This window comes from Oscillatoria nigro-viridis PCC 7112 (genome assembly GCF_000317475.1).
GTDB classification, from domain to species: Bacteria; Cyanobacteriota; Cyanobacteriia; order Cyanobacteriales; family Microcoleaceae; genus Microcoleus; species Microcoleus nigroviridis.
Map to the genome: position 1 here is coordinate 5,617,840 of NC_019729.1, position 24,008 is coordinate 5,641,847.

Here is a 24,008-nt window from a genome sequence, read left to right on the forward strand (position 1 = left end):
CAAAGCGCCATCGCCCTTATCTTCCTAAAGTGCGATCGCCATTATCTTCCCAAAGTACGATCGCCCTTATCTTCCCAAAAGTACGATCGCCCTTACTTTCCTATCAGCCGATCGTACTCTGCGTGAGTACCAATCCAAAACCACAAAATACCTGTTTTAATTTCAATACCCAACGCCCGATAAGCTTGTCCGGCCCTTACAGAGCAATAATTACCAACCTTCTTAAAATGCAGAGAAGGATGAGACGGATCTGCCTTCAACAACTCATAACACTGATCTGCTGTAGCTTGTACATTTGATGGCAAAGCATTGTAACAATCCCAAAACTTTCGAGTAGTGTAGTGCATTAAATCTCTCGATAGTTACCACTCTCAAAATCTGCGATCGCCTCCGCTGCTAAAGCATCCAGTTTCCCCTCACCACTATCTTTTTCTAACTGAACATCCCATCGTTGGTAATCCAAATTCATAAACCACTCTAACAACTCTCCAATCTTGTTGGGTGGAAGTTGGAGAATCGCATTTTCTATCTGTTCAATAGTCAACATAGGGTGTCTTAAGTTACACTAAATTTCGTTAATTTTTTTGCTTGTTATTTATTATATCTCAATTCGGGATTCGGGGAAAAGCGATCGCCCTTATCTTCCCAAAGTGCGATCGCACTTCAGTTAATCATAAATTTCTCTCCGGTGTCCAATCTGGTGAATAGTAATCACATTTAAATCATCATCAAAAGAATAAATTACCCGATAATCACCCACTCTTAACTTAAAGAAACCTGCCAGATTAGCCGACAACGGCATAGGAGTTATTTGTTCAAAATTTTCAGCCAACCAATTGATTTTATTACCTATACGCTCCTGCACAGCCTGAGTCAATCTTTCTTGGTTAACCAGAGCTTCTGCTGTCAACTCAACCGAATAGCTCATTAGGATTTTATGCCAAGTTTTTGATAAACTTCCCCAGGTTCGACGCTACTTTCTCCTGCTTGTTTGCGCTTCATTGACTCTAACAATTTCTGCTTGACTTCTTCCTTAACTTCTAAACCTGCATCAGGATCGCCCAAATATTCTTCTAAACACTGTTCCACGGTATGCCGAATTAAGTCCCGCAATTGATCGACTGTCATGTCTTTGACTTGCATCTTAATCTCCTAGTCCTTTAAGTTGCTTAATGTCAAGCCCTCTATCGTCACTTACTAAAGTATCTAAAGCCTTGACAATTCGTACTTGGTCATCCGGTTGCATTCGCGATAAATAGCGTTCTGCTGCTTTCAGGAGAATGTAGTCAGTCAATTTTTTTCTCCAAATAGCTTCAATTTGAGTTCTTGGGAGGATATCCCCCGATCGCGACCAGCTTGGTAATCTTGCCAAGCTGCCTCGCTCTCTGCTATTTCTTCTGCTGAAATTACTTCATTATCTTCGGCAACTTCTTCTCGTAACTGAATCATTTTTTTCAAGTCTTCTAATAACCGCAGTTGGTCTGCAAGCGTGAGGCTTTTAACTTGATTCAGTACCTTGCTATAAGTAAACATAGACTTGGTTGTAAGAGTTTTTGCTTGCTCTCTATTATATCTCAATTTAAAATTATGGGAAAAGCGATCGCCCTTTTATTCCCAAAGTTCGATCGCTCTTATACTATCTTACACAATTTGTTAGCTGTTGCGAATTCACCTCAAAGGCGATCGCAAACTCCGCTTGCGGCAGCTATCTTTTGATAATCCGCAAGTGTTCCTCGGCATCGTTTCGGCGGCGAAAACGCGCCACAGTCAGGCGTTGCAGGTTGGGCAGGTGGCGATAAATCACCCACGGGTAAAGTTGTTGTTTGTAGTTCATCCTAGTTCTGCAATAGATTGCGGACAAAATGAGACACTAGAAAGGCAGGGCTGATTTCCCGTACTCTGCCCTTTTGCTGTCTATATAGACATAGTGTCTGGACAAAGTTGTTTTGTCAAGTAGTCTAGACACTATGTCACATTTTGTAATGATTAAGCGAAGACAACCTCAAGAAGAAGCTGGCGAATCACCGCTGAAAAAACTCAGAGATGAGTTAGGAATGTCCCAAGAAGAATTTGCTAGGCAAATTGGGACATCGGTACGCACTGTGAGTCGCTGGGAAGCCGGAGATAATGTGCCGACATTCACAATTGCCCAGATGAAAGCTTTGGCAAATTTTTTGCGATCGCGCGGGTTAACTCTTGATGACTTGCCCGATCGCTTTGGCCCGCCTGAGTGAGTATCCGATCGCCCTTTATGCTATCCTATAAGTATATACGCTTTGTATATACAGTTTTAGGTACTTTGAATATGACTATCTCGCGCAAACGACTTGAAGAATTAGAAAATATTCCAGAATCTGCGATCGATACCTCTGATATTCCTGAATTAGATGCGAATTTTTGGGCAAAAGCAAAACTCGTAACACCACGGACAAAACAAGCTATTTCTTTAAGGGTTGATAGCGAAGTATTAGATTGGTTTAAAAGCCAAGGAAAAGGCTATCAATCTCTAATGAACGCTGTGCTGCGCTCTTATGTTGAACATCACGCAAAAAGCCGTGAATAAATAAATGTACGATCGCCCTTATCTTCCCAAAGCGCGTGAAGCGAAGCTATCCCCTAGGGAATCGCCCGTCTTGATTAAGCCTCAAACGGGTTAATCAGTGTGAGTTCAGCAATCCACCGAAAATCCCCTATATTTCTTGTTACTAAAGTTCTGTCATATACCAAAGCTGTTGCCGCAATAATAGCATCCCCAAGTGTCATTCTCCTTATCTGTCGCAACAGCACTGCGCGATCGAGTACAGCGTTAGAAATTGGTAGAACCTCCACCACACCAAAGAATTCCTCAAAGTACAATCTATACTCTTCATTTAGCCGAGGATAACCCAAGACTTCAACGTAACTTATTCCCGATACAACTATGTCATTTTCCCCAATAAAATGCCTAATCTGCGAGTTTTCTGGCTGGGAAGCGTAGATAATAATATTACTGTCTAGCAGCATTATTCATCCCTACCTGGAAGTGGACGGTCTTGACGCAAATCTCGCTGCCATTCCACCGGATCGCTAATATCAGCAAAGACATTATTTGCTGCAATTTTTTCCAATATTTCAACTATTCTCTGACGGCGAAACTCCGCACTTAAAGTCGATCGCTCTTCTTGTAAAGTAACGTAAACTCTGACAGGGCGATCGCCTTGTCTTGGAATGTCATTAGCCCATTCTAAAAGATTTCCCTTCAATATAGCCTCAAATATTCGTTGCATAGCTAATATCAACTATTCTTGATTTTTACTATTATAGCCCTTGGATTACTGGCTCGCCCTTTTCTTCCCTATCTTACTCATCCCATTCTGCTCTAAGTTGCAACTGTAATTCCAAAGCATCCACACGATACGGCAAAAAAACCTCGCCATCTCTTTAAATTTTTCCTGGGCAATCTTTCACTGCTACCCTGAGTCTGGGTTGTTACCCGATCGCGAACCAATGCTGACAATACTTTTAACAGTTGCTGTTGCTCTTCAAGAGTAAGACTTTGAGCCTGACTCAGTACCTCGCTATAAGTAGACATAGGCTTTATGTTGAGATTTTTGGGCTGATTGTCATTATACCAATTTAGGAGCGAAGGAAGTGCGATCGCCTTTATCTTCCCCAAGTACGATCGCCCTGATTTTCCTCAAGTGCAATTAAACTTGACCCGGCAAATCCAAGGCAATTAATAAAGCTTGATTCAGCAGAAGTATTGCTTCATCACTAAGCATTCCTCGTAAACTCAATAAACGAGATTTAGATAATACCCGTAGTCGATCTGCCATAGCGATAGAATCGTTGGTTAATCCACCGTCGGGAGCTTTAATTAATATCTGAGTGGCATAAACTCGTTTACCCGTTTGATAAGTAGTGCAGGGAATAGCCAAAACTACAGGGCTATATGTATTGATTGTAGCTCGACTAACCATGATAACAGGACGGGTTCATCCTTGTTAAGAATCCTCAACAGCTTCAAGTCTAGCATCATAGACTTCTCCCCGGTTCATACAGGAGATTCTCCCAATTGCAGCGCTTCCCAAATTGACTAAATTTACATCGTATTGTACGATAGACAAAGATTTATCGCACAATCGCAAATACTTAACAAATAATCTTATTACAAGTTAACAATTTTAAAAAAGAGACTCTGACACCGATGATTTCATACATAATATCATTCTCCTGGGGAATTTGCCTGCTACTATCGCTCACAGGTTGGGGAAAAGCCCTCAACCATATCCTGTTTCCCAAGCAGCGAGTTGACTGGGGACAAAGAGCCGCTTGGGGTCTAGCTTTCAGCCTTATAATTGGCGGTGTATTAAACGCAACTTGGAATATCTCGCCAACCACTATTTTGATTTTTTTAGGTTTGGGACTCATTTATTGTCTAGTAGATTTGGTAAATCACAGACAATCAATCGCCACTAATCTATCACAGCTATTTGAAGAAAGTCGCCAAGATAAAATTATCTTATCAGGCATTGCCATAGTTAGTTTTTTGATTTTAATCCAATATGCCGGATGGGTTTATACAGGCAGACTCAACTTTGCCAACATGGTGTATGCTGACGGGTTTAATACCAGCGATGACTACCACGCTTACTTAGTATTTCCCCACAAAATGCTGCAACTCGGTTCGATGGGCCTAGAGCCTTTTAGCGAAAGAAGAATAACATCTTTGGGCGGACAGTCATTTCTCCATACTTTCATTGTCAGCGTACTTTCCGACACTAATTTAAACATCATAGACCCGGGTTTGGCGCTGATAATTACACTCGCACTAATTATCGGATTTTTTAAAGACAATCCAGCCTCGACTAGACGAGTAATATTTACAATTTTATTGGTTATATTGATTCCTGTCCCCAAGGCAAACACTACAAGTATCATGCTGCCTGTCGCTTTATTTTTAAGTTTGTTTAGAACCCTTGACAGCAAAGAAATAGACCGCAGCTCTTGGGTTTCCAATGCTTGTATTATCGCTTTAATTTCCGCAGCAATTTGTACTTTAAAATCTTCTCTAATTCCCGCCTCGGTTATTGTATTTGCAGTTAGCTACCTTTGCTATTTTATTAGTTCAAATACCAAACTAAAAGTTGTATGGGAATTCGGGCTGGCCACAGTATTAGTAGGAATATTTCTCCTACCTTGGATGATTTCTTTGTATCAATCTTCAGGTACTTTATTGTATCCTCTTTTGGGAAAAGGCTATCACGCCTCCGCCTACGGCATCACTTTCAAATCAGGTGGGACACTCTTGGGAACTGTTAAAACAGCCCTCGGAGCATTCAGAGGTATTTACGTTTTGATACTGATATTGCTCGGCTGCTTGAGCTTAAGTATCCGACCTCTGAAATTTGCTAATTTACCCGCCGAATCCTCGTTCTCGAACCGCCAAGCACCTTTATCTATGACAGTTGCAGCGCTAGTGGCAACAGTTCTTGTAGGCGTACTTACCGAAAATGCCGACCCTTTTCGCTATTCATTCTCTCACCTGTTTCCGGCAATTATCATATTAATTATGATCGCCATGACTGATACAGGAGGGTTAAATAAAAACGCGATTCCTAACTTTTTTATTGTCGCTGTATTTTGTGCAGGTCTTACACTCAGCTACCGCTGGGATCTCACTAAAAATACTTATTCAGCTTATGTGAAAAATATTAAATTCGGACTAACGAGTCCATCTTTAGTTTCAGCTAAGCAAAAGTTGCAGTATGCAGCACTGCAACAGTCAATTCCACAGGGAGAAACAGTTTTAACCAGGCTAGATGCACCTTTTATCCTAGATTTTAAACGAAATCAACTTTTCCTCGCCGACTGGCCGGGGGGAGCGAGTTTGCCTCCCGGAATGCCTGCATTCAAAGGCCCGGAAGCCTTGGCAAACTATTTAGTTTCCAAATCTATTCGATACATCGCTTATTCGTCTTGGAGTCTCAATCATCCCGCAGATGTAGATACTTCAGGACCTGGATTGTCATCTTGGTTTCGACTGCAATCACAACTATCTCACGACTTTCGGGATAACGTGCAGCAACTTGCAAAAACTCGAAAAAAGCTCTATGAAGACGGAGAAAAGTTTGTGCTGGATTTGGGATCTCAGCGTAAGTAGCAACTTTTTAGATGACGAAATAAAAGAGGAGATTAGATATCAAACCGAGCAGCCGGAAATATCTGGTATAAACTTCAGCATCTGCTGGTAGCATCTTTAATACCTCTTTTTCGGATAGAAGGTTGAGATTTTCCTCTTTGGCGAAAAAGTGCTTGCCGAGCAATTTCAGCAAAGCTCGAAACCAAGAGGGGGGAAACCAGTGTATTAGGGGAACAGCAGTGTGGAATTCTACGGGATACCAGCGGTTGGGAGTTGTGATGCAGCAAGTTTTGCCGACGCGGCAAAGTTCCCGAACAAAAGCTTGTTGCTGAGTCCGACTTCCGACGTGTTCGATTACGGCAAAACTCACGACTAAATCAAAACTTTTGTCGGGAAATGGCAAGCTTAATCCATCAGAACACACGTATTTTAAACCTGGATATTCTTTTTCTAAAAACGCAGCATCTTCTATACCGACTGCGGTGATTTTGTCCTTATGCGGATAAAGTTTCTCAAAGAAATTGCAGTCTTCGCGGCGGTCGGAAGTTACTCCTACATCCAACACGGTTGTGGCGGCGCTGGGATTGGCTAATGCCATGAGGAAATCGAACATTTTTTGGCGGGCGTACCAAGATAGTTTAGTTGCGAAACCGCCTAGCTTGGGACCAACATACTCGCTGGAGTTGTTTTCAGTTAGTGTCATATAATTTCAGGTTTGAGATCAACTGACAACCTGGTTTAAGCCCGAGTGTTCGCGACGGATTTAACACAGGATTTGGGCAAGTTAAATCATGTTTGCTGAAATTTGTAACCAAATTTTACATCTAATTATTTTACCTGCGCTTTAAGCCTAGTACGCTGAGAAAAAAGCTCGAAAAAACTATCTGCAAACCGACAGTCAGGCAAGTGAGCGAGGGAATAACCAAACGCAGAGTTTTAGAAGGGTCGAGAGAACCGAAAGCCGTTTCGTTCCAGATAGTTAATGACAATAACGAGCCAACTATTCCGATTAAAATCAGCGTGACTCCGACAATCAATCCTGTCTCTAGGGTGACATAGCGAAATATTTTGTTGAGTTTGGGGTCTTCGGGCAGGAATTTCTCGCTGATAGCGAAAATTTTGGTGAAAAAAGCGAAAGTTACTGCTTGAAAACCGATGATAATTGCGATCGCACCATACAGCAGCGTGTGTACATCAAAGTTGATAGCCCCGATTTTTTGAGTACCGGGCAACAGCCAAATGCTAACAATTAGACCCCAAATCATCAGCGCAGTACCCGGATACAAAAACAGCCACCGAGGACTGTATAGCAGCAAAAATCGCAGGTGCCGCCAGCCATCTCGCCAAGTTCGCAAGTGCGGCGGCCGGCTGCGGCCGTCGGGAGAAAGTACGGTTGGGATTTCAGTTATCCGCAGCTTGTATACAGAGGCCTTGACCACCATTTCGCTAGCAAATTCCATCCCCGTCGTTTGCAAGTCGAGTTTCAAAATTGAGTCTCTCCTAAAACCCCTGAGTCCACAGTGAAAATCGCCGACGGGACTTGCAAAAAATAGCCGTCCAACCCATGTCAGCACCGGATTTCCTAAATATTTGTGCAGCGGCGGCATGGCCCCCGGTTTGATGCCCCCTTGAAACCGGTTTCCCATTACTAAGTCGAAACCTTCTCGCAATTTGTGGACAAAAGCGCCGAGGTTTGAAAAATTGTAGCTGTCGTCAGCATCGCCCATGATAATATAAACTCCGCGCGCTGCGATGATGCCTCCCATGAGGGCGCTGCCGTAGCCTTTGGCCGCTACGGGTACGACTCGGGCCCCCATGCTCGTAGCGATATCTTGAGAACCGTCAGTGCTGCCGTTGTCTGCTATGATTACCTCGCCGGCAATATCAAGTTCGCGCAGGGACTTCTGCGCTTTCTCGATGCAGATTTCTAAAGTTTCTGCCTCGTTGAGGCAGGGCATGAGTATCGAGAGTTCGAGAGTGCATTCCCTGTTGGTGTTAGTCTGCTCTGCCATATGTTTGTTCTACTGTTGCTGGCGATCGACAATACTTATCTTTTCCAGTATCTATCCTTAAAATAGTAGTGGTGAAGAAAACTAAACAAAACTTAACTAAAGCTTTTAAGCTTTTTGGGAACAGCAAGTTGTGATTGTAATATAGGTTACTGAACTTATGAGTAGAAGCGTTTTTATAGTTTTGCTTGGTGCTATTTTGTGCAGTGTTTTAGGCCAATTTATTCTGAAGGCAGGAGCTAAAATATTAGGGCCCATTGGCGCTGCTAATTTAGTAGAAAAAGTCCTAGCAATGGCAACTCAGCCTTTGATAGTTGCAGGTCTGTGTTTGTATGCAGTTTCTTCGATCGGCTTTATCGTAGTTTTGTCTCGCGCCAACATTAGCATAGTCTCGCCTTTACTGTCCATTAGTTACTTGTTTACTGTTTTAGGCGGCAAACTTATATTTAACGAGCCTTTGCCGCCGCTGCGGTTGGTAGGCGTGGCACTAATTATGACGGGAGTAATTTTTGTACTCAGAGGTCAAGCTGGGGGAGTAACTGGAGGCAACTAATACGATTTTAGATTGACGATTGACGATTGAATAATTTTAAATTAAGTCCACAGGTGAATATCATGGATATTTAACTGATATCTAAAATTTAGATTCGGAAGTTAAGTCAGGGTTTCTATCGGTTGTGGGGCGGTGGAAAGGGTGTATGTGAGTTTTGTGTCCTAAAATGATGCTGCTGTATGTCTAATATTTCTGAGCCTGTGAATCCCAATCAATTATTGAGCGATCGCACCGCAGTTCTTGCTACCATGCACCAAAAAGAACGGGTGATGGCTCCTGTTTTGGAACGAGAATTTGGCGTAAATATCCTAGTACCTGCGGAGCTTGACACTGACACTTTCGGCACCTTCACCAGAGAAGTTAAACGCTTAGGAACTCAAATAGAAGCGGCTCGCCATAAAGCACAAAAAGCCCTAGAAATTGCAGGCGAAACTCTTGCCTTTGCCAGCGAAGGTACTTTCGGCCCTCACCCAATGATGCCGTATCTGCCAGCTAACAGAGAAATAGTAATTTTATTAGATCGAGCCAACAATCTAGAACTTATCGGCGAATATTTGTCCGTTGAAACTAACTACAGTCACCAGGTAGTTTCCAGTATAGAAGAAGCAAATGATTTTGCTAAAAAAGCTGGATTCCCCGATCACGCGCTGGTGGTTGTAGTTGGCGAAGCTGCCCTCGGTAACGGCGAAATTGTCAAGGGCATTAAGACAGAAAAACAACTTTTTGACGCTGTGACAGCAGGCTTAAAAAAATCGTCAACTGGCCGAGTTCACATCGAAACAGATATGCGGGCGATGTACAATCCAACTCGGATGAAAAACATCGAAAATGCAACTCTGGATTTAGTTAAAAAATTTAAGCAATTCTGCCCGGAGTGCGGTTGGCCGGGATTCGATATAGCTGAGACGAAAATCGGATTGCCCTGCGGACTTTGCTATTTTCCGACTCAGCTAGCGCGATCGGCAATCTATAAATGCAAAAACTGCGGTTATACTAAAGAAAAAGTGTTTCCCGACGGTCGAGAGACTGCCGATCCTTCCCTGTGTCAATATTGCAACCCTTAGAAAAATAATTGCCTAAACTTAGTAAAATTTGCAACAATATTATTGATAGTTCCCTAATTAAATTCACTAATGATAGCCGTAGAAACAGAACGCAACTGGAAACCCGTTATTAAAGAATTCGAGGCTGTAGTCGGCAAAAATGGGGTGGTACAGCGCCGCGAAGAATTGATTGTCTACGAGTGCGACGGACTCGCCAGCTACCGCCAGCGCCCCGCCGTGGCGGTATTGCCTCGAACTACCGAGGAAGTGGCGCAAGTGGTCAAAATATGCGATCGCCACTCAATTCCCTGGGTTGCTAGAGGCGCAGGAACCGGCCTTTCCGGCGGCGCTTTGCCTGTAGAAAACTGCGTGCTGATTGTTACTGCCCTGATGCGAAAAATCCTGAAAGTAGACTTAGAAAATCAGCAAGTAGTCGTGCAACCGGGAGTAATTAATAACTGGGTAACGCAAGCAGTTAGCGGCGCCGGTTTCTACTACGCGCCAGATCCTTCCAGTCAAATTGTTTGTTCGGTTGGCGGCAACGTTGCCGAAAATTCTGGCGGCGTTCACTGCCTCAAATACGGAGTCACAACGAATCACGTTTTAGGATTAAAATTGGTACTTCCCGACGGTTCGATTGTCGATGTCGGTGGCGAAATTCCCGAAATGCCCGGTTACGATTTAACAGGTGTATTTGTCGGTTCCGAAGGCACTTTAGGAATCGCTACAGAAGTTACTTTGCGAATTCTCAAAGCGCCCGAATCAATTTGCGTTCTCCTAGCGGATTTTTCCAGTATAGAAGCAGCGGGCGAATCGGTTTCCGATATTATCAGCGCTGGCATTATTCCCGGCGGCATGGAAATCATGGATAACATCAGCATCAATGCTGTGGAAGATGTGGTGGCAACGGGATGTTATCCCCGCGATGCGGCCGCAATTCTCCTCGTAGAAATCGACGGTTTAGAAGTGGAAGTTGCCACAAACAAACAGCGGATTGCCGATATCTGCAAGCATAACGGAGCGCGAAATATCACCGCGGCAACAGACCCGCAAACGCGCCTAAAAATTTGGAAAGGGCGGAAAGCTGCTTTTGCGGCGGCGGGTCATCTCAGCCCGGATTATTACGTGCAAGACGGCGTAATTCCGCGAACGCAAATGGCTTATGTTTTGAAAGAAATTGAGGGCTTGAGCGAGAAATACGGTTATCGGATTGCTAATGTATTTCACGCGGGAGACGGGAATTTGCACCCGCTGATTCTGTACGATAACTCGGTAAAAGGTGCGCTGGAAAAGGTGGAAGAATTGGGCGGGGAAATTCTCAAGCTTTGCGTGAAAGTTGGGGGAAGTCTTTCGGGGGAACACGGCATCGGCGCTGACAAGAAGTGTTTTATGCCGGATATGTTTTCGGAGGTAGATTTGGAGACGATGCAGTGGGTGCGTCAGGTGTTTAATCCGAAAGCTTTGGCGAATCCTGGGAAGATGTTTCCGACGCCGAAGACTTGCGGGGAAGCGGCGAGGGCGAAGGTGGAAACTTTTAAAAAGTTGGAGGGTGTGGAGGTTTTTTAATTCCCTATTTATGCGGGTAATGTGAGCAGAAAAGCACCCTGAAATAGTCTCTACAATCGGGATGCAACGCCTCTAAGTATGCGTTCCCAGCCAGAGTCTGGGAACGAGAAAAAACGATTTTTCTCGTTTTGTAGGAGTGCGATTCCCGCTCGCTGGTTTGCCTATATATCAAATTGGTAAGGTGCAGATTGCACATTCCGCACTAAGGTGCGATCGGAATTCTGATAGTAAATTCGGTGCCCTTGCCCAATTCCGAAGTACAGTATAATTCGCCTTTGTGTCTTTCTACAATAATTTGATAGCTAATTGACAAACCCATTCCCGTGCCTTTGCCAATGGGCTTGGTAGTAAAAAATGTATCGAATATCTGCTGTTTGACTTGCTCAGTTATTCCCGGGCCGTTGTCGGCAATTTTAATTTCTACCAAATTGCCGACAACTTCCGTACCAATCCTAATCTGGCTGGGGTTTTCTAGCATTTCTTGACAATTTTGCCTACTGTTGGCATCTTCTAAAGCATCGATCGCATTGCTGAGAATATTCATAAAAACTTGATTTAGCGGCCCAGCAAAACACTCAACAGTCGGCAATTCTCCGTAGTGTTTTATAATTTGAATGGGCGGCTTTTCTCCGTTCCCTTTCAAACGGTGATTGAGAATTAACAGCGTGCTGTTAATACCTTCGTGGAGGTTAACGGGTTTCATCTGTGAATCGTCATGCCGCGAAAAGTTCCGCAGCGACTGCACAATCTGGCAAATCCGCTCGACACCAACGCTCATTGAAGACAGTATTTTAGGTAAATCTTCAGCTAAAAAATCGAGATCGTTTTTTTCTCTTTCCTCTTGAATTTTGGCGACTGGATTAGGATATTGCTGTTGATAAAGTTCGAGGTGCTGAAACAAGTCTTGAGTATACTTTGTGAGATGAGCGAGATTGCCGTAAATGAAGCTGACTGGGTTGTTAATTTCGTGAGCGACGCCGGCCAGTAGCAATCCCAAACTAGACATTTTTTCGCTTTGAACTAATTGGGAATTAGTGGCTTTGAGTTGGTTAAGTGTGGCTGCTAGTTGAGCGGCTTGTTCTCTGCTTTGTGCTTCAGAATTATGCAAGGCTTCTTCGGCTTGTTTGCGCTGAGTGATGTCTCTCTGTACGCCAATAAAATGAGTTAAATTGCCCATGCGATCGCGCACGGGAGATATTGAGAAACAATTCCAGAAAGCCGTTCCGTCTTTGCGGTAATTCTTTAATATTACCTTGCATTCGCTTTCTGCTTGCAAGGCTTGGCGAATAATTTCTACTGCTGCCGGATCGGTATCGCTTCCGTGCAAAAATCTGCCGTTTTTTCCGATAATTTCCTGCCGCCGATAACCTGTCATGCTTTCAAATGCGGGATTGCAATAAATAATTGGATTGTCGGGGTCAGTGGCGTCAGAAATCGTAACTCCGGTACTCGTAGCTGCTATAGCTCGATCGTACAACCAAAGCATTTCTTCTGCGCGCTTGCGATCGGTAACGTCCCGCAACGTAGCTAAATAAGCCATTTCTCCGTCCCATTCCGTTTCCACCACCCGCATTTCTACTACAGCATTTGCTTTTTGCTTGCGAATAGCTTCAACTTCTGTTTGCACGACGCGAGTTCCTGGTGCTTCTGTTTTTCCAACTTGGGGAATAATATCCGTCGCCATCTCAAGGTCGCAAGCTGAAACTTCTACTACTAAATTGCCAAAAAATGCTTGCCCTAGAAGTTCCTCTGCTTTGCAGTTAAACAGCGCTTCTGCTGACTGGTTGGCAAAACAAACAAGTCCTCGCTTGTTAACGATTGCGATGCCGTCGGCATTTTTTTCGATCGCATTCCGAAACCGAGATTCGCTAGCTTTCAAATCCTGCTTTAGCTGTTCCATTGCTCGCTCCATCTGCTGCAGTTCGCACAGACTCAGACTATAAGCTTCGGAAATGTTGGTCTCTGTCGAATTCTCGGCTCTTTTTTTTGTAATCTGTTGGTACTCTGTTCTCTGGGTCATATTGTGAGCAGTTTTTTTATGATTCCTGCTAATATTACTGAGCTTATTTTCTGGATCTGCTTCTTGAAAAAACATATTTCAACCCTACCAAATTATTGTTTAGATTAAGGTATTGCGATCGCCCAATTTTCCCGGAAGTTTAGGGATAGGGCAATTTACACCCGATGCTAGCACATTACTTTTAGAATTCATCATAAAACATCGTTAAAATTCAAGAGCGATCGCCATAGATAAATCTATTAAGTTTTCTTAAGTGATTTCAACAACATTGACACTTACGTAGCGACACGAACCGTGCAAGCTGGATATGGCTTCAATCCCCCTCCCACTCACAAAATAACCAGTTCCACGCGCAAGTTCTACATATTTAGAAGCCACTGGTCAGTATAAAATCTTATATAAGTTTGACAAAAAATATGGTCAAAAATAAGCGAACTCATCTTTATTTTAGGAAAAATAATCATAATTAGCCATTACCAAATCATCTCCCTGCGGGCAGATGTGATATAGAATATAACCTATCTATTTTTGCGATCGCAACTTCAAACCAATGGCACGTCTAGCACTTCTGAGCACATCCAATAAAACCGGACTAATCGACTTAGCGCGCAGTCTAGTAGAAGAATTTGAATTTGACATAATTAGTAGTGGCGGGACAGCAACGGCCCTCAAAGAAGCAGGCATCCCAGTCACCAAAGTTGCGGAATATACTGGTTCTCCGGAAATTTTGGGAGGGCGAGTCAAAACACTTCACCCGCGAATCCACGGTGGCATTTTAGCGCGGCGCGATGTACCGGAAGACCTCGCAGATTTAACCGCCAATCAAATTCGGGCGATCGATCTAGTTGTAGTGAATCTCTATCCATTTGAAGAGACAATTTCTAAACCAGGAGTTACTCTAGCCGACGCAATTGAGCAGATAGATATCGGCGGGCCGGCAATGTTGAGAGCTTCCGCCAAAAACCACGCTCATTTGACAGTTTTGTGCGATCCAGAACAGTACAATACTTATTTAAAAGAACTGCGGGAAAACGGCGGCGAAGCATCCTTAGAGTTTCGGCAAAGATGCGCCCTCGAAACCTTCAAACATACAGCAAACTACGATCGCGCGATCGCAACTTATCTCAGCAGCCAATCCGCTGAAAAATCTGCGCTACCAGACCAGTTTAATTTATCAGGAAAAGAGTTGCAAACTCTCCGCTACGGCGAAAATCCCCATCAAGCCGCCACTTGGTATCAAAGCGGAAGTACACCGACAGGCTGGACGACTAGCACCATCCTGCAAGGCAAAGAATTAAGCTACAATAATTTAGTAGATTTAGAAGCAGCAAGGCGGCTGATCGTAGAATTCCCCGACACCCCCGCCGCCGCTATTCTGAAGCATACAAATCCTTGCGGCACAGCCTTGGGAACAACTATTTCTGAAGCTTATCAAAAAGCCTTCGACACCGATTCAGTCTCAGCTTTCGGTGGAATTGTCGCCCTCAACCGCCCGATTGATGCTCCTACCGCAACGGCCTTAACTCAAACATTTTTAGAATGTATCGTCGCGCCGGGGTGCGAACCAGAAGCGGAAGAAATTATCAAGAAAAAGGCGAAAGTTAGAGTATTAATTTTGCCAGATTTGACTCAAGGGCCGCCACAAACAGTTAAAATAATTGCAGGCGGTTTGCTGGTACAAGAGTCAGATAATATAGTAGAAGAAACTAGCAAATGGCGCGCAGTTACTGAGAAACAGCCGACGGCGGGAGAGTGGGAAGAATTGCTGTTTGCTTGGAAAGTAGCGAAACACGTCAAATCAAATGCAATCGTTGTGACGCGCGATCGCACTACAATTGGTGTCGGCGCCGGACAAATGAATCGCGTCGGTTCGGTTAAACTAGCATTGGAACAAGCAGGAGACAAGAGCAAAGGAGCGATTTTGGCCAGCGATGGTTTCTTCCCCTTCGACGATTCCGTAAAAACGGCGGCTGAGGCGGGCATAATTGCGATCGTCCAACCGGGCGGAAGTATGCGCGATCGAGATTCCATCGAAGCAGCCAACCAACTTGGAATCACAATGGTTTTCACCGACATCCGCCACTTCTTGCATTAATTAAGTTCGTAGCAATGACATTTTGCACCTCTATTCTGAACAGGCAAGATGCCTGTGAAGCGAAGAGTTAATTCTATTGTGGGGTGGGAAGAAATCCCGCCACAAACAGGCTTAACGGCCTGTTTCACAAAGAAAAGAGTCAATTCCCGTTCTATTGTGGGGTGGGCTTCTAGCCCGCCCTAAAAAAATTTTACTTCTTCGATAACTAACGGCTATGAATACCACAATTCAACCGCAAGACATCAAAGTCAAAATCCTCCTCACCGGCGGACATCAATGCACCGTCACCCTCAAATCTGACACACCATTATTGCACAGCCTGATCAAAACATTAGTCGATCGCACCCAACAAACACCCGGTTTTTCCACCTTATTTCAAATCCCTATAGACGGAGGTCGTTCCGCCCTTTCTTTTCCCGGCGAAAACCTAGTCGGATTAGTCACCGAACCCCCAATTTACTTGCAGGAACTGCAACCGCAGCAGCCTGCAACTCCCGTAGAAATTCCCGCCACAGAAATTCCCGCCCCTGCGCCGCCTGTAAATGACGACTTAATATCTCGCTACGCCCAAATAGACAACTTTTTGACACCTGCTGAAAAAAACAAACTCATTAAATATGTCTTAGCAAAAGAATCAGAATTTGTGACTACCAGCACCTCAACCAATGCCGAAGATTACCGCCGTTCGATGGTACTCCATTCGTTCCCAGAATTTTCCGAACTGATGGTTAATCGTATCAAAGCAATTCTCCCCGACGTGCTGCAAAAATTAAATATTCCCTCATTTCCGCTGGGTGAAATAGAAGCTCAGCTAACCATGCACAACGACAACAACTTTTATAAACTTCACAACGACAGCGGCTCGCCAGATACCGCCACCCGATTTTTTACTTACGTTTACTATTTCTATCGAGAACCCAAGGCTTTTTCAGGCGGCGAATTGCAGATTTATGACAGCAAAATTGAAAACAATTTTTATGTAGCAGCCGAGACATTTAGAACCGTTGAACCGCGCAATAATAGCATTGTATTTTTTCTGAGTCGCTATATGCACGAAGTTTTGCGAGTTAGCTGTCCCTCGAAAGCTTTTGCCGATAGCCGCTTTACTATTAACGGCTGGGTACGCAAAGCAAATTGAGGTTAATATCATGTCGGGTCGAGCTACCGCGATTTTTGTAGGGGCGGGTTCCACCAACCATAATCGCCAACAATCTCCAATCTCAAAAACCCGCCCCGACCGGGATATTATGGTTGATCGATCGGACATGATATAATTCATTGTCCGGGACGCACTAATCACCTAATTTTGTCATTCTGAGTGCAGCGAAGAATCTCAACTTTTGCCACACCGTTACAATGCGTAAGTCCCGATATGTGAGCTTCTTAACTTCCCAAAGCCTACCCTCAGAATGACAGAATTACCTTAGTCAAAACAATTTAATTTTTACTCCAGTGCTCCAGCACTTTTGAGCAATTTCACCACACTGGAATAACCCTTAAACTCAGCCAGCATTAAAGCTGTATAATTTCCCGGATTTTTGTGGTTTAGTTCTGCACCAGCATCAATTAAAATCTTTACTGCATCAGTATAACCCCGATGTGCTGCCCACATTAAAGCTGTTGCGCCCGAATCATCCAGCAAGTTGACATCGGCACGTTTTTCTACTAATAATTGGACGATCGCAATATAACCGCGATCGCACGCCTTCATTAAAGCCGTTTTCCCCAAATCCGCCGGGATATTGGGATCGGCACCGCCGTCAAGCAAAGCCTTCACCGTCTCGGTATGCCCGTGAAACGCAGCCAGCGTCAAAGCCGTCTCCCCAAAGTTTTTAGCATTCAGGAAATCAGCCCGATTTGAGTTTACTTTTTGCAGCAAAGCCGATACGATCGCACTGTGGCCGTGAACAGCCGCCACCAGTAAAGGCGTATCGCCCAACCGATTTCTAGCACCGACACTAGCACCTCGGTTTAAGAGCAATTCCACCACATCTTCGCAGCCTTCAACCACGGCAAAATTCAAAGCAGTTTCATCATCTTTATCCTTAGCGTCGATCTCCGCGCCAGCATCGAGTAAGATATGGGCGATCGGCGCATTTCCTCCAGCAGCAGCGGCCATCAAAGCCGTACCCCCATCTCCATTTTTCACATTCGCATTAGCACCCGCACCAAGCAAAGTTTGCACCACATCAGTATTGCCGGAATCCGCAGCCAAAGTTAAAGCAGTTTCTCCGTTTTTGTCGGGAATTTCGACATCAGCACCTGCAGCCAACAGCGCCTCGACAACAGCCAAATTTCCCACCGTCGCAGCCAGCATCAAAGCAGTTTTGCTCTCTAGATTTTTAACATTAGCATCCGCCCCACACTCGAGCAAAGTTCGCACAATTTCAGCGCTTCCTTGACGGACAGCTAAAAACAGCATAGAATTATCAGCAACAGCACCCGCATCCACCAAAGCTTTAACAACAGCTAGATGACCGGATAAAGCAGCTATTTTCAAAGCCGAATCTCCATCTTTATCTCGCACATTTACATCAGCATTAGCATCAAGTAACATCCGCACAACATTGATATCGCCCTTGAGAGAAGCCGCCATCAAAGCCGTACTACCATCATCATTTTTAGCATTAACATCAGCACCCGCCGCCAGCAACAGCCGCACAGAGTCAGCCTGTTTGTGAGCCGCCGCCAGCATCAAAGCCGTCAGCCCAAAACGCCTGCTCACATGGTTGACATTAGCGTCATTGTTTAGTATAGTACGCACAATTTCCGTATAGCCCTTTTGGGCAGCAAACATCAAAGCCGTCGTCCCCTCAGAGTCTTTGGCGTTAGCGTTAACACCCTTAGCAAGTAAAGCTTGGACGTGAATAATGTTGCCAGTCTTGGCGGCTTGAATCAATACAGCGTCTTGTTTAGTGGCAGGCATAATAGTCTCTCATACCGTATATTTTTACCGTCGCACGAGACGGCCTGACTGGTATGCTAAGTTTTATGAAGTATGTTTGCTAATCCTCAGAACACCATGAATCTCGAAATTCCTCAGTCAGTGAAAGTTTGGAGCCAATTCTTCCACCCAGTTTTAATGTGGGTACTGCTGGCCATCTCATTTTATGCTTTGTATCTCGGCCTGCAAATCCGCCGTACCAGAAGCGCCGAAGGCGAAGTCAAAAAAGAGTTAATTAAGGGCAAATTCAACATCAAGCACCACCAAATGGGTTCTTTGCTGCTAGCGTTGATGGTAACAGGGGCGATCGGCGGGATGGCCGTCACCTACATCAACAACGGCAAGCTATTTGTCGGCCCGCACTTGCTAGCAGGGTTGGGAATGACGGCAATAATTGCGATCGCAGCCTCGCTGACTCCTTTGATGCAAAAAGGCAATGATTTGGCCAGAAACACTCACATCTTTCTGAATATTGTGCTGTTAGGGCTGTTTGGCTGGCAAGCGGTATCAGGCGTGGAAATCCTGCAAAGAATTATCAGCAAAATGTGATGATTTGAGTAACCTTGCTAATTGCTAATTGCTTTGGGGCGATTAGTAATTAGCAATTAAATTGGGATATTTTTTTAGTGGTTTAATAGCTAAGCTTTCCTTTGGATGATATAATAGAATAAAGTTAAATTGAGCGAACAAATTATAAGATTAATTAGGGAGCTTTTTGAAATCAAAAGAAGGAAAGCCATGCTAGAGAACCTGATCAAATACTTTGTCTACGCAACAAAAGGCTATATTACAAAAACGCAGTTAATCAAGTTTTTGTACTTAGCGGATCTTTATGCGGTCAAATGGACAGACAAGCAGCTTACTGATTTAGATTGGCGTTATTATTACTATGGGCCTTGGAATGAAGGCATAGAGGCTGTTTTAAATCAAATGAATGGCAAAGAGATTGTTCAAGAATCTCAGGGAGAAAGTATATTCATCAGACTTGGTGAGAGAGCTGGTAATGTGGATGATTTAAAGTTACCTTTAGGTCTGAAGCTCATGCTTGACAACATCAGGAGAGAATGGGCGGGTGCAGGAGAGGATAAACTGAATCAGTTACTAGAATATGTCTATAGCACTGCTCCCATGCTTGAGGTTAAATATAGCCACGAACCAGAGGAACAGGTGAGACTTAATCTCTCCAAAGAAAGAGAAAAGTTAATGAGTGAATTGGGGTGAGCGAGTGGCTGGACAAAAACCGCGTCAAGGTTGGATTTATTTTATCAATCCCTATAGAGTATCTCTTCGTTGCAAACTCGGTCATCATCATATTTATGAGATAAATGAACCAGGGGAGATTGAGTGCAAAACAATTTCTTGCACTCAGGTGATTAATTCGAGTCGGGTTTTTCGGGGAGAGCATCCTTATATCGTTTGGACAAGTGACCAATTTCAAGATGAATCTAAATACATCCAAACTTTGACGCTGATTCCATTGACTTCACAAGAAACCTCTAAAGGTTTGCCAACTGTATATCCAATTAATTCTACAAGCACAAATGGTCTTTCTAATAAGTCCTTCGCTCTAGTGCATCAGATATGTACTGTTGATGCTAACTGTTTTAAAGATTCGCAAGGGGATTGGCTTAAGCGAGTTGGACAACTGGATAAAGCAGATAAGGAAGCTATAGAGGAACGTTTAAAGTATTTTTTTAATCTTGGGGATAATCCGGGTGAAGATTGGTTTATTAAAAATGCGTCTATAGAACTTTTACAGAAAGTCTTTAATCTTCTACCGGATGAAACCACAAAAAGTATGGCTATAGAAAAACTGATCGACGATTTGCGATCGTAGTCAATGAGTAGTAATTGATCGTAGAGGTCAAGAAGGTTTTTGCAGTGGACTGGAGCACTCTCACTCTATCCTGTTAACCTTCTCGATCGCCCAAACGGCATCTTAGCCACATCTAACAAAAATTAAAAAAGGCGGCACCCAGATTTGAACTGGGGGTGGAGGTTTTGCAGACCTCTGCCTTACCACTTGGCTATGCCGCCGTTACGTCTGAAATTTGACGTTTTCTTATAGTACACCAAATCTCGAAAATTTTAACATACCTGTCAAAAATTTCGTGAAGCGAAGCTATCCCGTGGGGAATCGCCCTTTTTTCTCACACCCCCAAAACCCATCCGAGGCTATTCTAGAACTACATCGATCGCCCGCAACACCAGCCATGACACCAGTTTCTCCCCTACTCGTCGCCCAAATCACCGACACTCACTTGTTTGCAGAGCTCGATCGAGAATGGAAAGGCCTCTCAACAGCCCGCACCCTCCAAGCAGTTCTCGATCGCCTGCAACAGATACAGCCGCCGCCCGACTTACTCCTACTCACAGGCGACTTGTCCCAAGACGAAACACCAGAATCCTACCAGCGCCTCGTCTCCCTCATCGCCCCCCTACAAATTCCCGCCTACTGGATACCTGGGAACCACGACAACATCCCAGTCATGTCAGAAATCTTAAATCAGCCACCCCTTTCCCCAGAAAAATCATGGAAGCTGGGAAACTGGCAATTTCTGTTGCTTTCAAGTGTGGAAGCCGGATGCGACGGCGGGCGGCTTTCCCCAGACAGCTTGCATTGGCTGGACTCTCAACTCCAACAAACCGGCGATCGACCTGTTATTATTGCCTTGCACCATCATCCTTTGCCGATCGACTGTGAAATCATGGATGGAATGATGCTGCAGAATGCCGGTGAATTTTTGGCAATTGTCGATCGATATACTCAAATCAAAATCATTCTTTGCGGCCACATTCACCAAGAATTTCAACAACAGCGGGGCTCAGTTACCTACTTGGGGACACCCAGCACCTGCATCCAACTTTTACCGAAAAGTCATCCGATTATCCTTGACGAAATCCCTCCAGGATTTAGATTGCTTGAATTGGCGATCGACGGTACTTGGAAAACCAGAGTTGAGCGAGTTGTCGTACCATCGCCACCAGATTAATTTTTTTCTTAAAAAATTATATATCAAATTTACATTCTGTTGTCAATACATCAACAGATAGATTTCTTTTAGCAATCCCATCTTTTATGATATTTATTAATCATAAATTGCAGGCATAGCTAGAGTGATCGGCAACGAACAAAAAATAAATATCTAGCAACTTTACAATTTACCAAACAGGAAAAACTAAATATATGTCTGAAGTCAATGGCGTCATGATGCAGTATTTTCACTGGTACAATCCCGACGACGGCACCCTGTGGAATCAGCTAGCCGAATCTGCAAAAGATTTAGCAAAAATTGGCGTTACATCTCTTTGGTTGCCACCCGCTTATAAAGGAACCGGCGGCGGTATGGATGTCGGCTATGGCGTCTACGACTTATTCGATTTAGGTGAATTCGACCAAAAAGGGTCGGTACGCACGAAATACGGCACAAAAGATGAGTATTTGGCCGCGATTAAAGCTGCACAAGATGCTGGAATTCGGATTTATGCCGATGTTGTATTCAACCACAAATTAGGTGCCGATGGAGAAGAAGAAGCGGAAGCCACACCCTTCAATCCCGACAACCGGAATGACACCGTAGGGGAATATCAAAAAATCAAAGCTTGGACGCATTTTACCTTTCCCGGCCGCAACAAAAAATATTCCAGCATGGAATGGCATTGGTGGCATTTTGACGCCATTGATTACAACGTTTACAACACAGAAACCCATGCTATTTACCTGCTCAAAGGCAAAGAATTCGATCGAGGGGTAGACTTAGAAAAAGGCAACTTTGACTACCTCATGGGTTGCGACTTAGATATGGACAACCCAGAAGTCACCGGGGAATTAAAATACTGGGGTGAGTGGTATGTCGATACAACAAACGTTGACGGCTTTCGCTTCGATGCCGTCAAACACGTAAAAGCAGAATTTTTCCAAGAATGGTTGGAACACGTTCGCCACTATGCCCAACGCGACCTATTTGCCGTAGGCGAATATTGGTCTTACGAAGTGGAAGCTTTGCACAGCTTCATTACAGCAACCGATGGTAAAGTCACCTTATTTGACGCACCTCTCCACTACAACTTCCACGCTGCTAGCAAGGCGGGCAACAGCTACGACTTGCGAACAATTTTTGATAACACCCTGGTTAAAGACCAACCAACCCTCGCTGTTACTTTGGTTGACAACCACGATTCACAACCCTTGCAATCCCTAGAATCAGTTGTCGAAGCTTGGTTTAAACCCCTTGCCTACGCTTTAATCTTGCTGCGAAGCGAAGGATATCCGTGCATTTTTTACCCGGACTATTACGGCGCTAACTATAAGGATACAGGAAACGATGGCAACGAATACGAGATTTGGTTAGACAAGCATCAATTTATGCTTGATAAATTCTTGTTAGCGCGCCAAACTTATTCCTACGGCAATCAGTACGATTACTTCGACCACGCCAACACTATTGGCTGGACGCGACTCGGAAATGAAGAACATCCGGGCGGCATGGCTGTGGTACTCAGTAACGGAGACGATGGCACCAAGTTTATGGAAGTCGGACAACCGAATCGAACTTATATTGACATCACCGAACACATCAAAGAACCAATCACAACTAATGACGATGGTTGGGCTGATTTTCGGTGTAACGCCGGTTCAGTTTCTGTCTGGGTTCCGCAGCCGTAAGGACTGTGTTAAATTGATTTACTTCTCTGCCTAAAGTAGGGTGCGTACTCCGCACCTTACCGCTATAATCAGTATATTAAACCACTTTTTTCTTTCACGATTTTGATGAAGGAAAATTTTTTGTAGTGAGGATTTTAGTCCTCTTTCTAGTATTATTTTTAGGCTATGCGATCGCGCAAAATCATTATTTAAATAAAAAAATATGAAACTTTCAGAAAAAGTTGCCGTTATTACCGGCGGTGGGTCGGGAATTGGTCGTGCAGCAGCAATTTTAATGGCCAGGGAAGGCGCAAAAGTTGCTATTGTCGATCGCATTTTAGAAACAGGGCAAGAAACCGTCCGCCAATTGGTCAGTGAAGGAGGCTGCGGGCTGGCTATTGCCGCAGATGTAGCGGATTGTCAGCAAATGCAACAGGCATTTCAAACAATTGTTGACGAATATCAAAGAATTGATATTGTGTTTGCAAATGCGGGTATTAACGGTGTATGGTCGCCGATAGAGGATATAGAACCGGATGAATGGGATCGGACAATTAACACCAACCTCAGAGGAACATTTTTGACTGTTAAGTATGCTGTTCCTCATCTGAAAAAACAAGGAGGTTCGATTGTCATTACATCATCAATTAATGGCACCAGAAGTTTCAGGAAAGTTGGCGCCACCGCCTACGCTTGTACTAAAGCAGCCCAAGTAGCCTTTGCAAAAATGATAGCGCTAGAACTTGCTGCCAGCCAAATCAGAGTCAATGTTATCTGTCCGGGTGGGGTGCTGACTGCGATTGACGAAAGTACCACTAAGCGAAATCTCGATCGCATTCCAGTCTCGCCTGATTCCATTCAAGACATGATTCCTTTGACTGATAATACCGCCGGTTCTAGCGAAGAAATCGCCCAATCAGTGTTATTTCTGGTATCAGATGCCTCCAGCTTTACCACAGGTACTGAAGTCTGGATTGATGGTGGCGGTTCTTTGATTTAAAATCTCAATAGT

29 protein-coding genes and 1 tRNA gene are annotated in these 24,008 nt (G+C 44.2%); 14 read left to right on the forward strand and 16 right to left on the reverse strand.

Features of this window, described 5'->3' with window-relative positions; translation table 11 throughout:
* Positions 1-92: 92 nt before the first annotated feature.
* The 7 genes from OSC7112_RS23295 to OSC7112_RS41925 form a co-directional block, all read right to left on the reverse strand.
* Positions 93-347 carry a ParE family toxin-like protein gene (locus tag OSC7112_RS23295; protein WP_015178209.1) on the reverse strand — a complete coding sequence of 85 codons (255 nt, stop codon included), beginning with the start codon at positions 345-347 and terminating at the stop codon, positions 93-95.
* The gene (locus OSC7112_RS23300; protein ID WP_015178210.1) at positions 347-547 is read right to left on the reverse strand and encodes a hypothetical protein; all 201 of its coding nucleotides are present in this window, start codon (positions 545-547) and stop codon (positions 347-349) included. Before OSC7112_RS23300 ends, OSC7112_RS23295 begins: the two co-directional genes overlap by 1 nt.
* Before the next feature lie 120 nt (positions 548-667).
* Positions 668-928 carry a type II toxin-antitoxin system RelE family toxin gene (locus OSC7112_RS23305; RefSeq protein WP_015178211.1) on the reverse strand — a complete coding sequence of 87 codons (261 nt, stop codon included), beginning with the start codon at positions 926-928 and terminating at the stop codon, positions 668-670.
* Positions 928-1,143 carry a hypothetical protein gene (locus OSC7112_RS23310; protein WP_015178212.1) on the reverse strand — a complete coding sequence of 72 codons (216 nt, stop codon included), beginning with the start codon at positions 1,141-1,143 and terminating at the stop codon, positions 928-930. Before OSC7112_RS23310 ends, OSC7112_RS23305 begins: the two co-directional genes overlap by 1 nt.
* A 1-nt stretch (position 1,144) precedes the next feature.
* The gene (locus OSC7112_RS40105) at positions 1,145-1,294 is read right to left on the reverse strand and encodes a hypothetical protein (protein WP_190274258.1); all 150 of its coding nucleotides are present in this window, start codon (positions 1,292-1,294) and stop codon (positions 1,145-1,147) included.
* A complete protein-coding gene (locus OSC7112_RS23320; protein WP_015178213.1) occupies positions 1,291-1,533 on the reverse strand; it encodes a hypothetical protein in 243 nt (80 codons plus the stop codon). Before OSC7112_RS23320 ends, OSC7112_RS40105 begins: the two co-directional genes overlap by 4 nt.
* A 172-nt stretch (positions 1,534-1,705) precedes the next feature.
* Entirely contained in the window at positions 1,706-1,834 is a 129-nt protein-coding gene (locus tag OSC7112_RS41925) for a hypothetical protein (RefSeq protein ID WP_263053550.1), read from the reverse strand.
* A gap of 148 nt (positions 1,835-1,982) precedes the next feature.
* Here OSC7112_RS41925 and OSC7112_RS23330 point away from each other — a divergent pair, with 148 nt between their 5' ends.
* The gene (locus OSC7112_RS23330; RefSeq protein WP_041623394.1) at positions 1,983-2,234 is read left to right on the forward strand and encodes a helix-turn-helix transcriptional regulator; all 252 of its coding nucleotides are present in this window, start codon (positions 1,983-1,985) and stop codon (positions 2,232-2,234) included.
* Positions 2,235-2,305: 71 nt separating this feature from the next.
* Positions 2,306-2,563, forward strand: coding sequence for a BrnA antitoxin family protein (locus tag OSC7112_RS23335; RefSeq protein ID WP_041622699.1), 258 nt, complete (start codon positions 2,306-2,308; stop codon positions 2,561-2,563).
* A gap of 74 nt (positions 2,564-2,637) precedes the next feature.
* Here the strand turns inward: OSC7112_RS23335 and OSC7112_RS23340 are convergent, their stop codons facing one another.
* The 4 genes from OSC7112_RS23340 to OSC7112_RS23355 all read right to left on the reverse strand — a co-directional run bounded on the left by OSC7112_RS23340 (position 2,638) and on the right by OSC7112_RS23355 (position 3,962).
* On the reverse strand, positions 2,638-3,003 hold the full coding sequence (locus tag OSC7112_RS23340) for a type II toxin-antitoxin system VapC family toxin (RefSeq protein WP_015178216.1): 366 nt from the start codon (positions 3,001-3,003) through the stop codon (positions 2,638-2,640).
* Positions 3,003-3,266, reverse strand: coding sequence for a hypothetical protein (locus OSC7112_RS23345; RefSeq protein WP_015178217.1), 264 nt, complete (start codon positions 3,264-3,266; stop codon positions 3,003-3,005). Before OSC7112_RS23345 ends, OSC7112_RS23340 begins: the two co-directional genes overlap by 1 nt.
* Positions 3,267-3,358: 92 nt before the next feature.
* Positions 3,359-3,571: a hypothetical protein gene (locus tag OSC7112_RS23350; RefSeq protein WP_015178218.1), complete on the reverse strand. Its 213-nt coding sequence runs from the start codon at positions 3,569-3,571 to the stop codon at positions 3,359-3,361.
* 115 nt (positions 3,572-3,686) lie between these two features.
* Positions 3,687-3,962 (reverse strand): type II toxin-antitoxin system PemK/MazF family toxin, encoded by a 276-nt coding sequence (locus OSC7112_RS23355; protein WP_317623957.1) that lies wholly within the window; start codon positions 3,960-3,962, stop codon positions 3,687-3,689.
* Between the two features lie 224 nt (positions 3,963-4,186).
* Here OSC7112_RS23355 and OSC7112_RS23360 point away from each other — a divergent pair, with 224 nt between their 5' ends.
* The gene (locus tag OSC7112_RS23360) at positions 4,187-6,142 is read left to right on the forward strand and encodes a BTB/POZ domain-containing protein (protein WP_015178219.1); all 1,956 of its coding nucleotides are present in this window, start codon (positions 4,187-4,189) and stop codon (positions 6,140-6,142) included.
* A gap of 7 nt (positions 6,143-6,149) precedes the next feature.
* Here OSC7112_RS23360 and OSC7112_RS23365 read toward each other — a convergent pair whose 3' ends face one another.
* Both OSC7112_RS23365 and OSC7112_RS23370 read right to left on the reverse strand, forming a co-directional pair.
* Entirely contained in the window at positions 6,150-6,824 is a 675-nt protein-coding gene (locus OSC7112_RS23365; protein WP_015178220.1) for a class I SAM-dependent methyltransferase, read from the reverse strand.
* Positions 6,825-6,954: 130 nt separating this feature from the next.
* Entirely contained in the window at positions 6,955-8,133 is a 1,179-nt protein-coding gene (locus OSC7112_RS23370) for a glycosyltransferase family 2 protein (RefSeq protein WP_015178221.1), read from the reverse strand.
* Positions 8,134-8,290: 157 nt separating this feature from the next.
* Here OSC7112_RS23370 and OSC7112_RS23375 point away from each other — a divergent pair, with 157 nt between their 5' ends.
* The 3 genes from OSC7112_RS23375 (at position 8,291) to glcD (ending at position 11,292) form a co-directional block, all read left to right on the forward strand.
* On the forward strand, positions 8,291-8,683 hold the full coding sequence (locus OSC7112_RS23375; RefSeq protein ID WP_015178222.1) for a DMT family transporter: 393 nt from the start codon (positions 8,291-8,293) through the stop codon (positions 8,681-8,683).
* A gap of 179 nt (positions 8,684-8,862) precedes the next feature.
* Complete coding sequence (locus OSC7112_RS23380) at positions 8,863-9,747, forward strand: DUF6671 family protein (RefSeq protein ID WP_015178223.1); 885 nt, start codon at positions 8,863-8,865, stop codon at positions 9,745-9,747.
* Between the two features lie 69 nt (positions 9,748-9,816).
* Positions 9,817-11,292: a glycolate oxidase subunit GlcD gene (glcD, locus tag OSC7112_RS23385; protein ID WP_015178224.1), complete on the forward strand. Its 1,476-nt coding sequence runs from the start codon at positions 9,817-9,819 to the stop codon at positions 11,290-11,292.
* Between the two features lie 202 nt (positions 11,293-11,494).
* Here glcD and OSC7112_RS23390 read toward each other — a convergent pair whose 3' ends face one another.
* A complete protein-coding gene (locus OSC7112_RS23390) occupies positions 11,495-13,387 on the reverse strand; it encodes a PAS domain S-box protein (protein ID WP_015178225.1) in 1,893 nt (630 codons plus the stop codon).
* Positions 13,388-13,862: 475 nt separating this feature from the next.
* Between OSC7112_RS23390 and purH the strand changes: the two genes are divergently transcribed.
* Together purH and OSC7112_RS23400 are read left to right on the forward strand one after the other, a co-directional pair.
* Positions 13,863-15,407, forward strand: coding sequence for a bifunctional phosphoribosylaminoimidazolecarboxamide formyltransferase/IMP cyclohydrolase (gene purH, locus OSC7112_RS23395; RefSeq protein WP_015178226.1), 1,545 nt, complete (start codon positions 13,863-13,865; stop codon positions 15,405-15,407).
* Between the two features lie 214 nt (positions 15,408-15,621).
* Entirely contained in the window at positions 15,622-16,545 is a 924-nt protein-coding gene (locus OSC7112_RS23400; protein WP_015178227.1) for a 2OG-Fe(II) oxygenase, read from the forward strand.
* 306 nt (positions 16,546-16,851) lie between these two features.
* Here OSC7112_RS23400 and OSC7112_RS23405 read toward each other — a convergent pair whose 3' ends face one another.
* A complete protein-coding gene (locus OSC7112_RS23405) occupies positions 16,852-18,333 on the reverse strand; it encodes an ankyrin repeat domain-containing protein (RefSeq protein ID WP_015178228.1) in 1,482 nt (493 codons plus the stop codon).
* 96 nt (positions 18,334-18,429) lie between these two features.
* Here OSC7112_RS23405 and OSC7112_RS23410 point away from each other — a divergent pair, with 96 nt between their 5' ends.
* From OSC7112_RS23410 to OSC7112_RS23420, 3 genes are all read left to right on the forward strand, one after another.
* Complete coding sequence (locus tag OSC7112_RS23410) at positions 18,430-18,900, forward strand: DUF4079 domain-containing protein (RefSeq protein ID WP_015178229.1); 471 nt, start codon at positions 18,430-18,432, stop codon at positions 18,898-18,900.
* 129 nt (positions 18,901-19,029) lie between these two features.
* Positions 19,030-19,572: a type II toxin-antitoxin system antitoxin SocA domain-containing protein gene (locus OSC7112_RS23415; protein ID WP_223300677.1), complete on the forward strand. Its 543-nt coding sequence runs from the start codon at positions 19,030-19,032 to the stop codon at positions 19,570-19,572.
* A 4-nt stretch (positions 19,573-19,576) separates the two neighbouring features.
* Entirely contained in the window at positions 19,577-20,188 is a 612-nt protein-coding gene (locus OSC7112_RS23420; protein WP_041623395.1) for a type II toxin-antitoxin system PemK/MazF family toxin, read from the forward strand.
* 129 nt (positions 20,189-20,317) lie between these two features.
* Here the strand turns inward: OSC7112_RS23420 and OSC7112_RS23425 are convergent.
* Positions 20,318-20,388: transfer RNA gene (locus OSC7112_RS23425), tRNA-Cys, on the reverse strand.
* A gap of 74 nt (positions 20,389-20,462) precedes the next feature.
* On the opposite strand from OSC7112_RS23425, the gene cpdA reads away from it, so the two are divergent.
* The 3 genes from cpdA to OSC7112_RS23440 all read left to right on the forward strand — a co-directional run bounded on the left by cpdA (position 20,463) and on the right by OSC7112_RS23440 (position 23,996).
* On the forward strand, positions 20,463-21,344 hold the full coding sequence (cpdA, locus tag OSC7112_RS23430) for a 3',5'-cyclic-AMP phosphodiesterase (RefSeq protein ID WP_223300678.1): 882 nt from the start codon (positions 20,463-20,465) through the stop codon (positions 21,342-21,344).
* A 194-nt stretch (positions 21,345-21,538) separates the two neighbouring features.
* Positions 21,539-23,017: an alpha-amylase gene (locus OSC7112_RS23435; protein ID WP_015178233.1), complete on the forward strand. Its 1,479-nt coding sequence runs from the start codon at positions 21,539-21,541 to the stop codon at positions 23,015-23,017.
* Between the two features lie 202 nt (positions 23,018-23,219).
* A complete protein-coding gene (locus tag OSC7112_RS23440; RefSeq protein WP_015178234.1) occupies positions 23,220-23,996 on the forward strand; it encodes an SDR family oxidoreductase in 777 nt (258 codons plus the stop codon).
* Positions 23,997-24,008 lie beyond the last annotated feature (12 nt).

What these genes read in the sequence shown, in the direction of transcription:
- OSC7112_RS23295 (WP_015178209.1), bottom strand. Translation starts at nt 347, where the DNA reads ATGCACTACACTACTCGAAAGTTTTGGGATTGTTACAATGCTTTGCCA.
- OSC7112_RS23300 (WP_015178210.1), bottom strand. Translation starts at nt 547, where the DNA reads ATGTTGACTATTGAACAGATAGAAAATGCGATTCTCCAACTTCCACCC.
- OSC7112_RS23305 (WP_015178211.1), bottom strand. Translation starts at nt 928, where the DNA reads ATGAGCTATTCGGTTGAGTTGACAGCAGAAGCTCTGGTTAACCAAGAA.
- OSC7112_RS23310 (WP_015178212.1), bottom strand. Translation starts at nt 1,143, where the DNA reads ATGCAAGTCAAAGACATGACAGTCGATCAATTGCGGGACTTAATTCGG.
- OSC7112_RS23320 (WP_015178213.1), bottom strand. Translation starts at nt 1,533, where the DNA reads ATGTTTACTTATAGCAAGGTACTGAATCAAGTTAAAAGCCTCACGCTT.
- OSC7112_RS41925 (WP_263053550.1), bottom strand. Translation starts at nt 1,834, where the DNA reads ATGAACTACAAACAACAACTTTACCCGTGGGTGATTTATCGCCACCTG.
- OSC7112_RS23330 (WP_041623394.1), top strand. Translation starts at nt 1,983, where the DNA reads ATGATTAAGCGAAGACAACCTCAAGAAGAAGCTGGCGAATCACCGCTG.
- OSC7112_RS23335 (WP_041622699.1), top strand. Translation starts at nt 2,306, where the DNA reads ATGACTATCTCGCGCAAACGACTTGAAGAATTAGAAAATATTCCAGAA.
- OSC7112_RS23340 (WP_015178216.1), bottom strand. Translation starts at nt 3,003, where the DNA reads ATGCTGCTAGACAGTAATATTATTATCTACGCTTCCCAGCCAGAAAAC.
- OSC7112_RS23345 (WP_015178217.1), bottom strand. Translation starts at nt 3,266, where the DNA reads ATGCAACGAATATTTGAGGCTATATTGAAGGGAAATCTTTTAGAATGG.
- OSC7112_RS23350 (WP_015178218.1), bottom strand. Translation starts at nt 3,571, where the DNA reads ATGTCTACTTATAGCGAGGTACTGAGTCAGGCTCAAAGTCTTACTCTT.
- OSC7112_RS23360 (WP_015178219.1), top strand. Translation starts at nt 4,187, where the DNA reads ATGATTTCATACATAATATCATTCTCCTGGGGAATTTGCCTGCTACTA.
- OSC7112_RS23365 (WP_015178220.1), bottom strand. Translation starts at nt 6,824, where the DNA reads ATGACACTAACTGAAAACAACTCCAGCGAGTATGTTGGTCCCAAGCTA.
- OSC7112_RS23370 (WP_015178221.1), bottom strand. Translation starts at nt 8,133, where the DNA reads ATGGCAGAGCAGACTAACACCAACAGGGAATGCACTCTCGAACTCTCG.
- OSC7112_RS23375 (WP_015178222.1), top strand. Translation starts at nt 8,291, where the DNA reads ATGAGTAGAAGCGTTTTTATAGTTTTGCTTGGTGCTATTTTGTGCAGT.
- OSC7112_RS23380 (WP_015178223.1), top strand. Translation starts at nt 8,863, where the DNA reads ATGTCTAATATTTCTGAGCCTGTGAATCCCAATCAATTATTGAGCGAT.
- glcD (WP_015178224.1), top strand. Translation starts at nt 9,817, where the DNA reads ATGATAGCCGTAGAAACAGAACGCAACTGGAAACCCGTTATTAAAGAA.
- OSC7112_RS23390 (WP_015178225.1), bottom strand. Translation starts at nt 13,387, where the DNA reads ATGTTTTTTCAAGAAGCAGATCCAGAAAATAAGCTCAGTAATATTAGC.
- purH (WP_015178226.1), top strand. Translation starts at nt 13,863, where the DNA reads ATGGCACGTCTAGCACTTCTGAGCACATCCAATAAAACCGGACTAATC.
- OSC7112_RS23400 (WP_015178227.1), top strand. Translation starts at nt 15,622, where the DNA reads ATGAATACCACAATTCAACCGCAAGACATCAAAGTCAAAATCCTCCTC.
- OSC7112_RS23405 (WP_015178228.1), bottom strand. Translation starts at nt 18,333, where the DNA reads ATGCCTGCCACTAAACAAGACGCTGTATTGATTCAAGCCGCCAAGACT.
- OSC7112_RS23410 (WP_015178229.1), top strand. Translation starts at nt 18,430, where the DNA reads ATGAATCTCGAAATTCCTCAGTCAGTGAAAGTTTGGAGCCAATTCTTC.
- OSC7112_RS23435 (WP_015178233.1), top strand. Translation starts at nt 21,539, where the DNA reads ATGTCTGAAGTCAATGGCGTCATGATGCAGTATTTTCACTGGTACAAT.
- OSC7112_RS23440 (WP_015178234.1), top strand. Translation starts at nt 23,220, where the DNA reads ATGAAACTTTCAGAAAAAGTTGCCGTTATTACCGGCGGTGGGTCGGGA.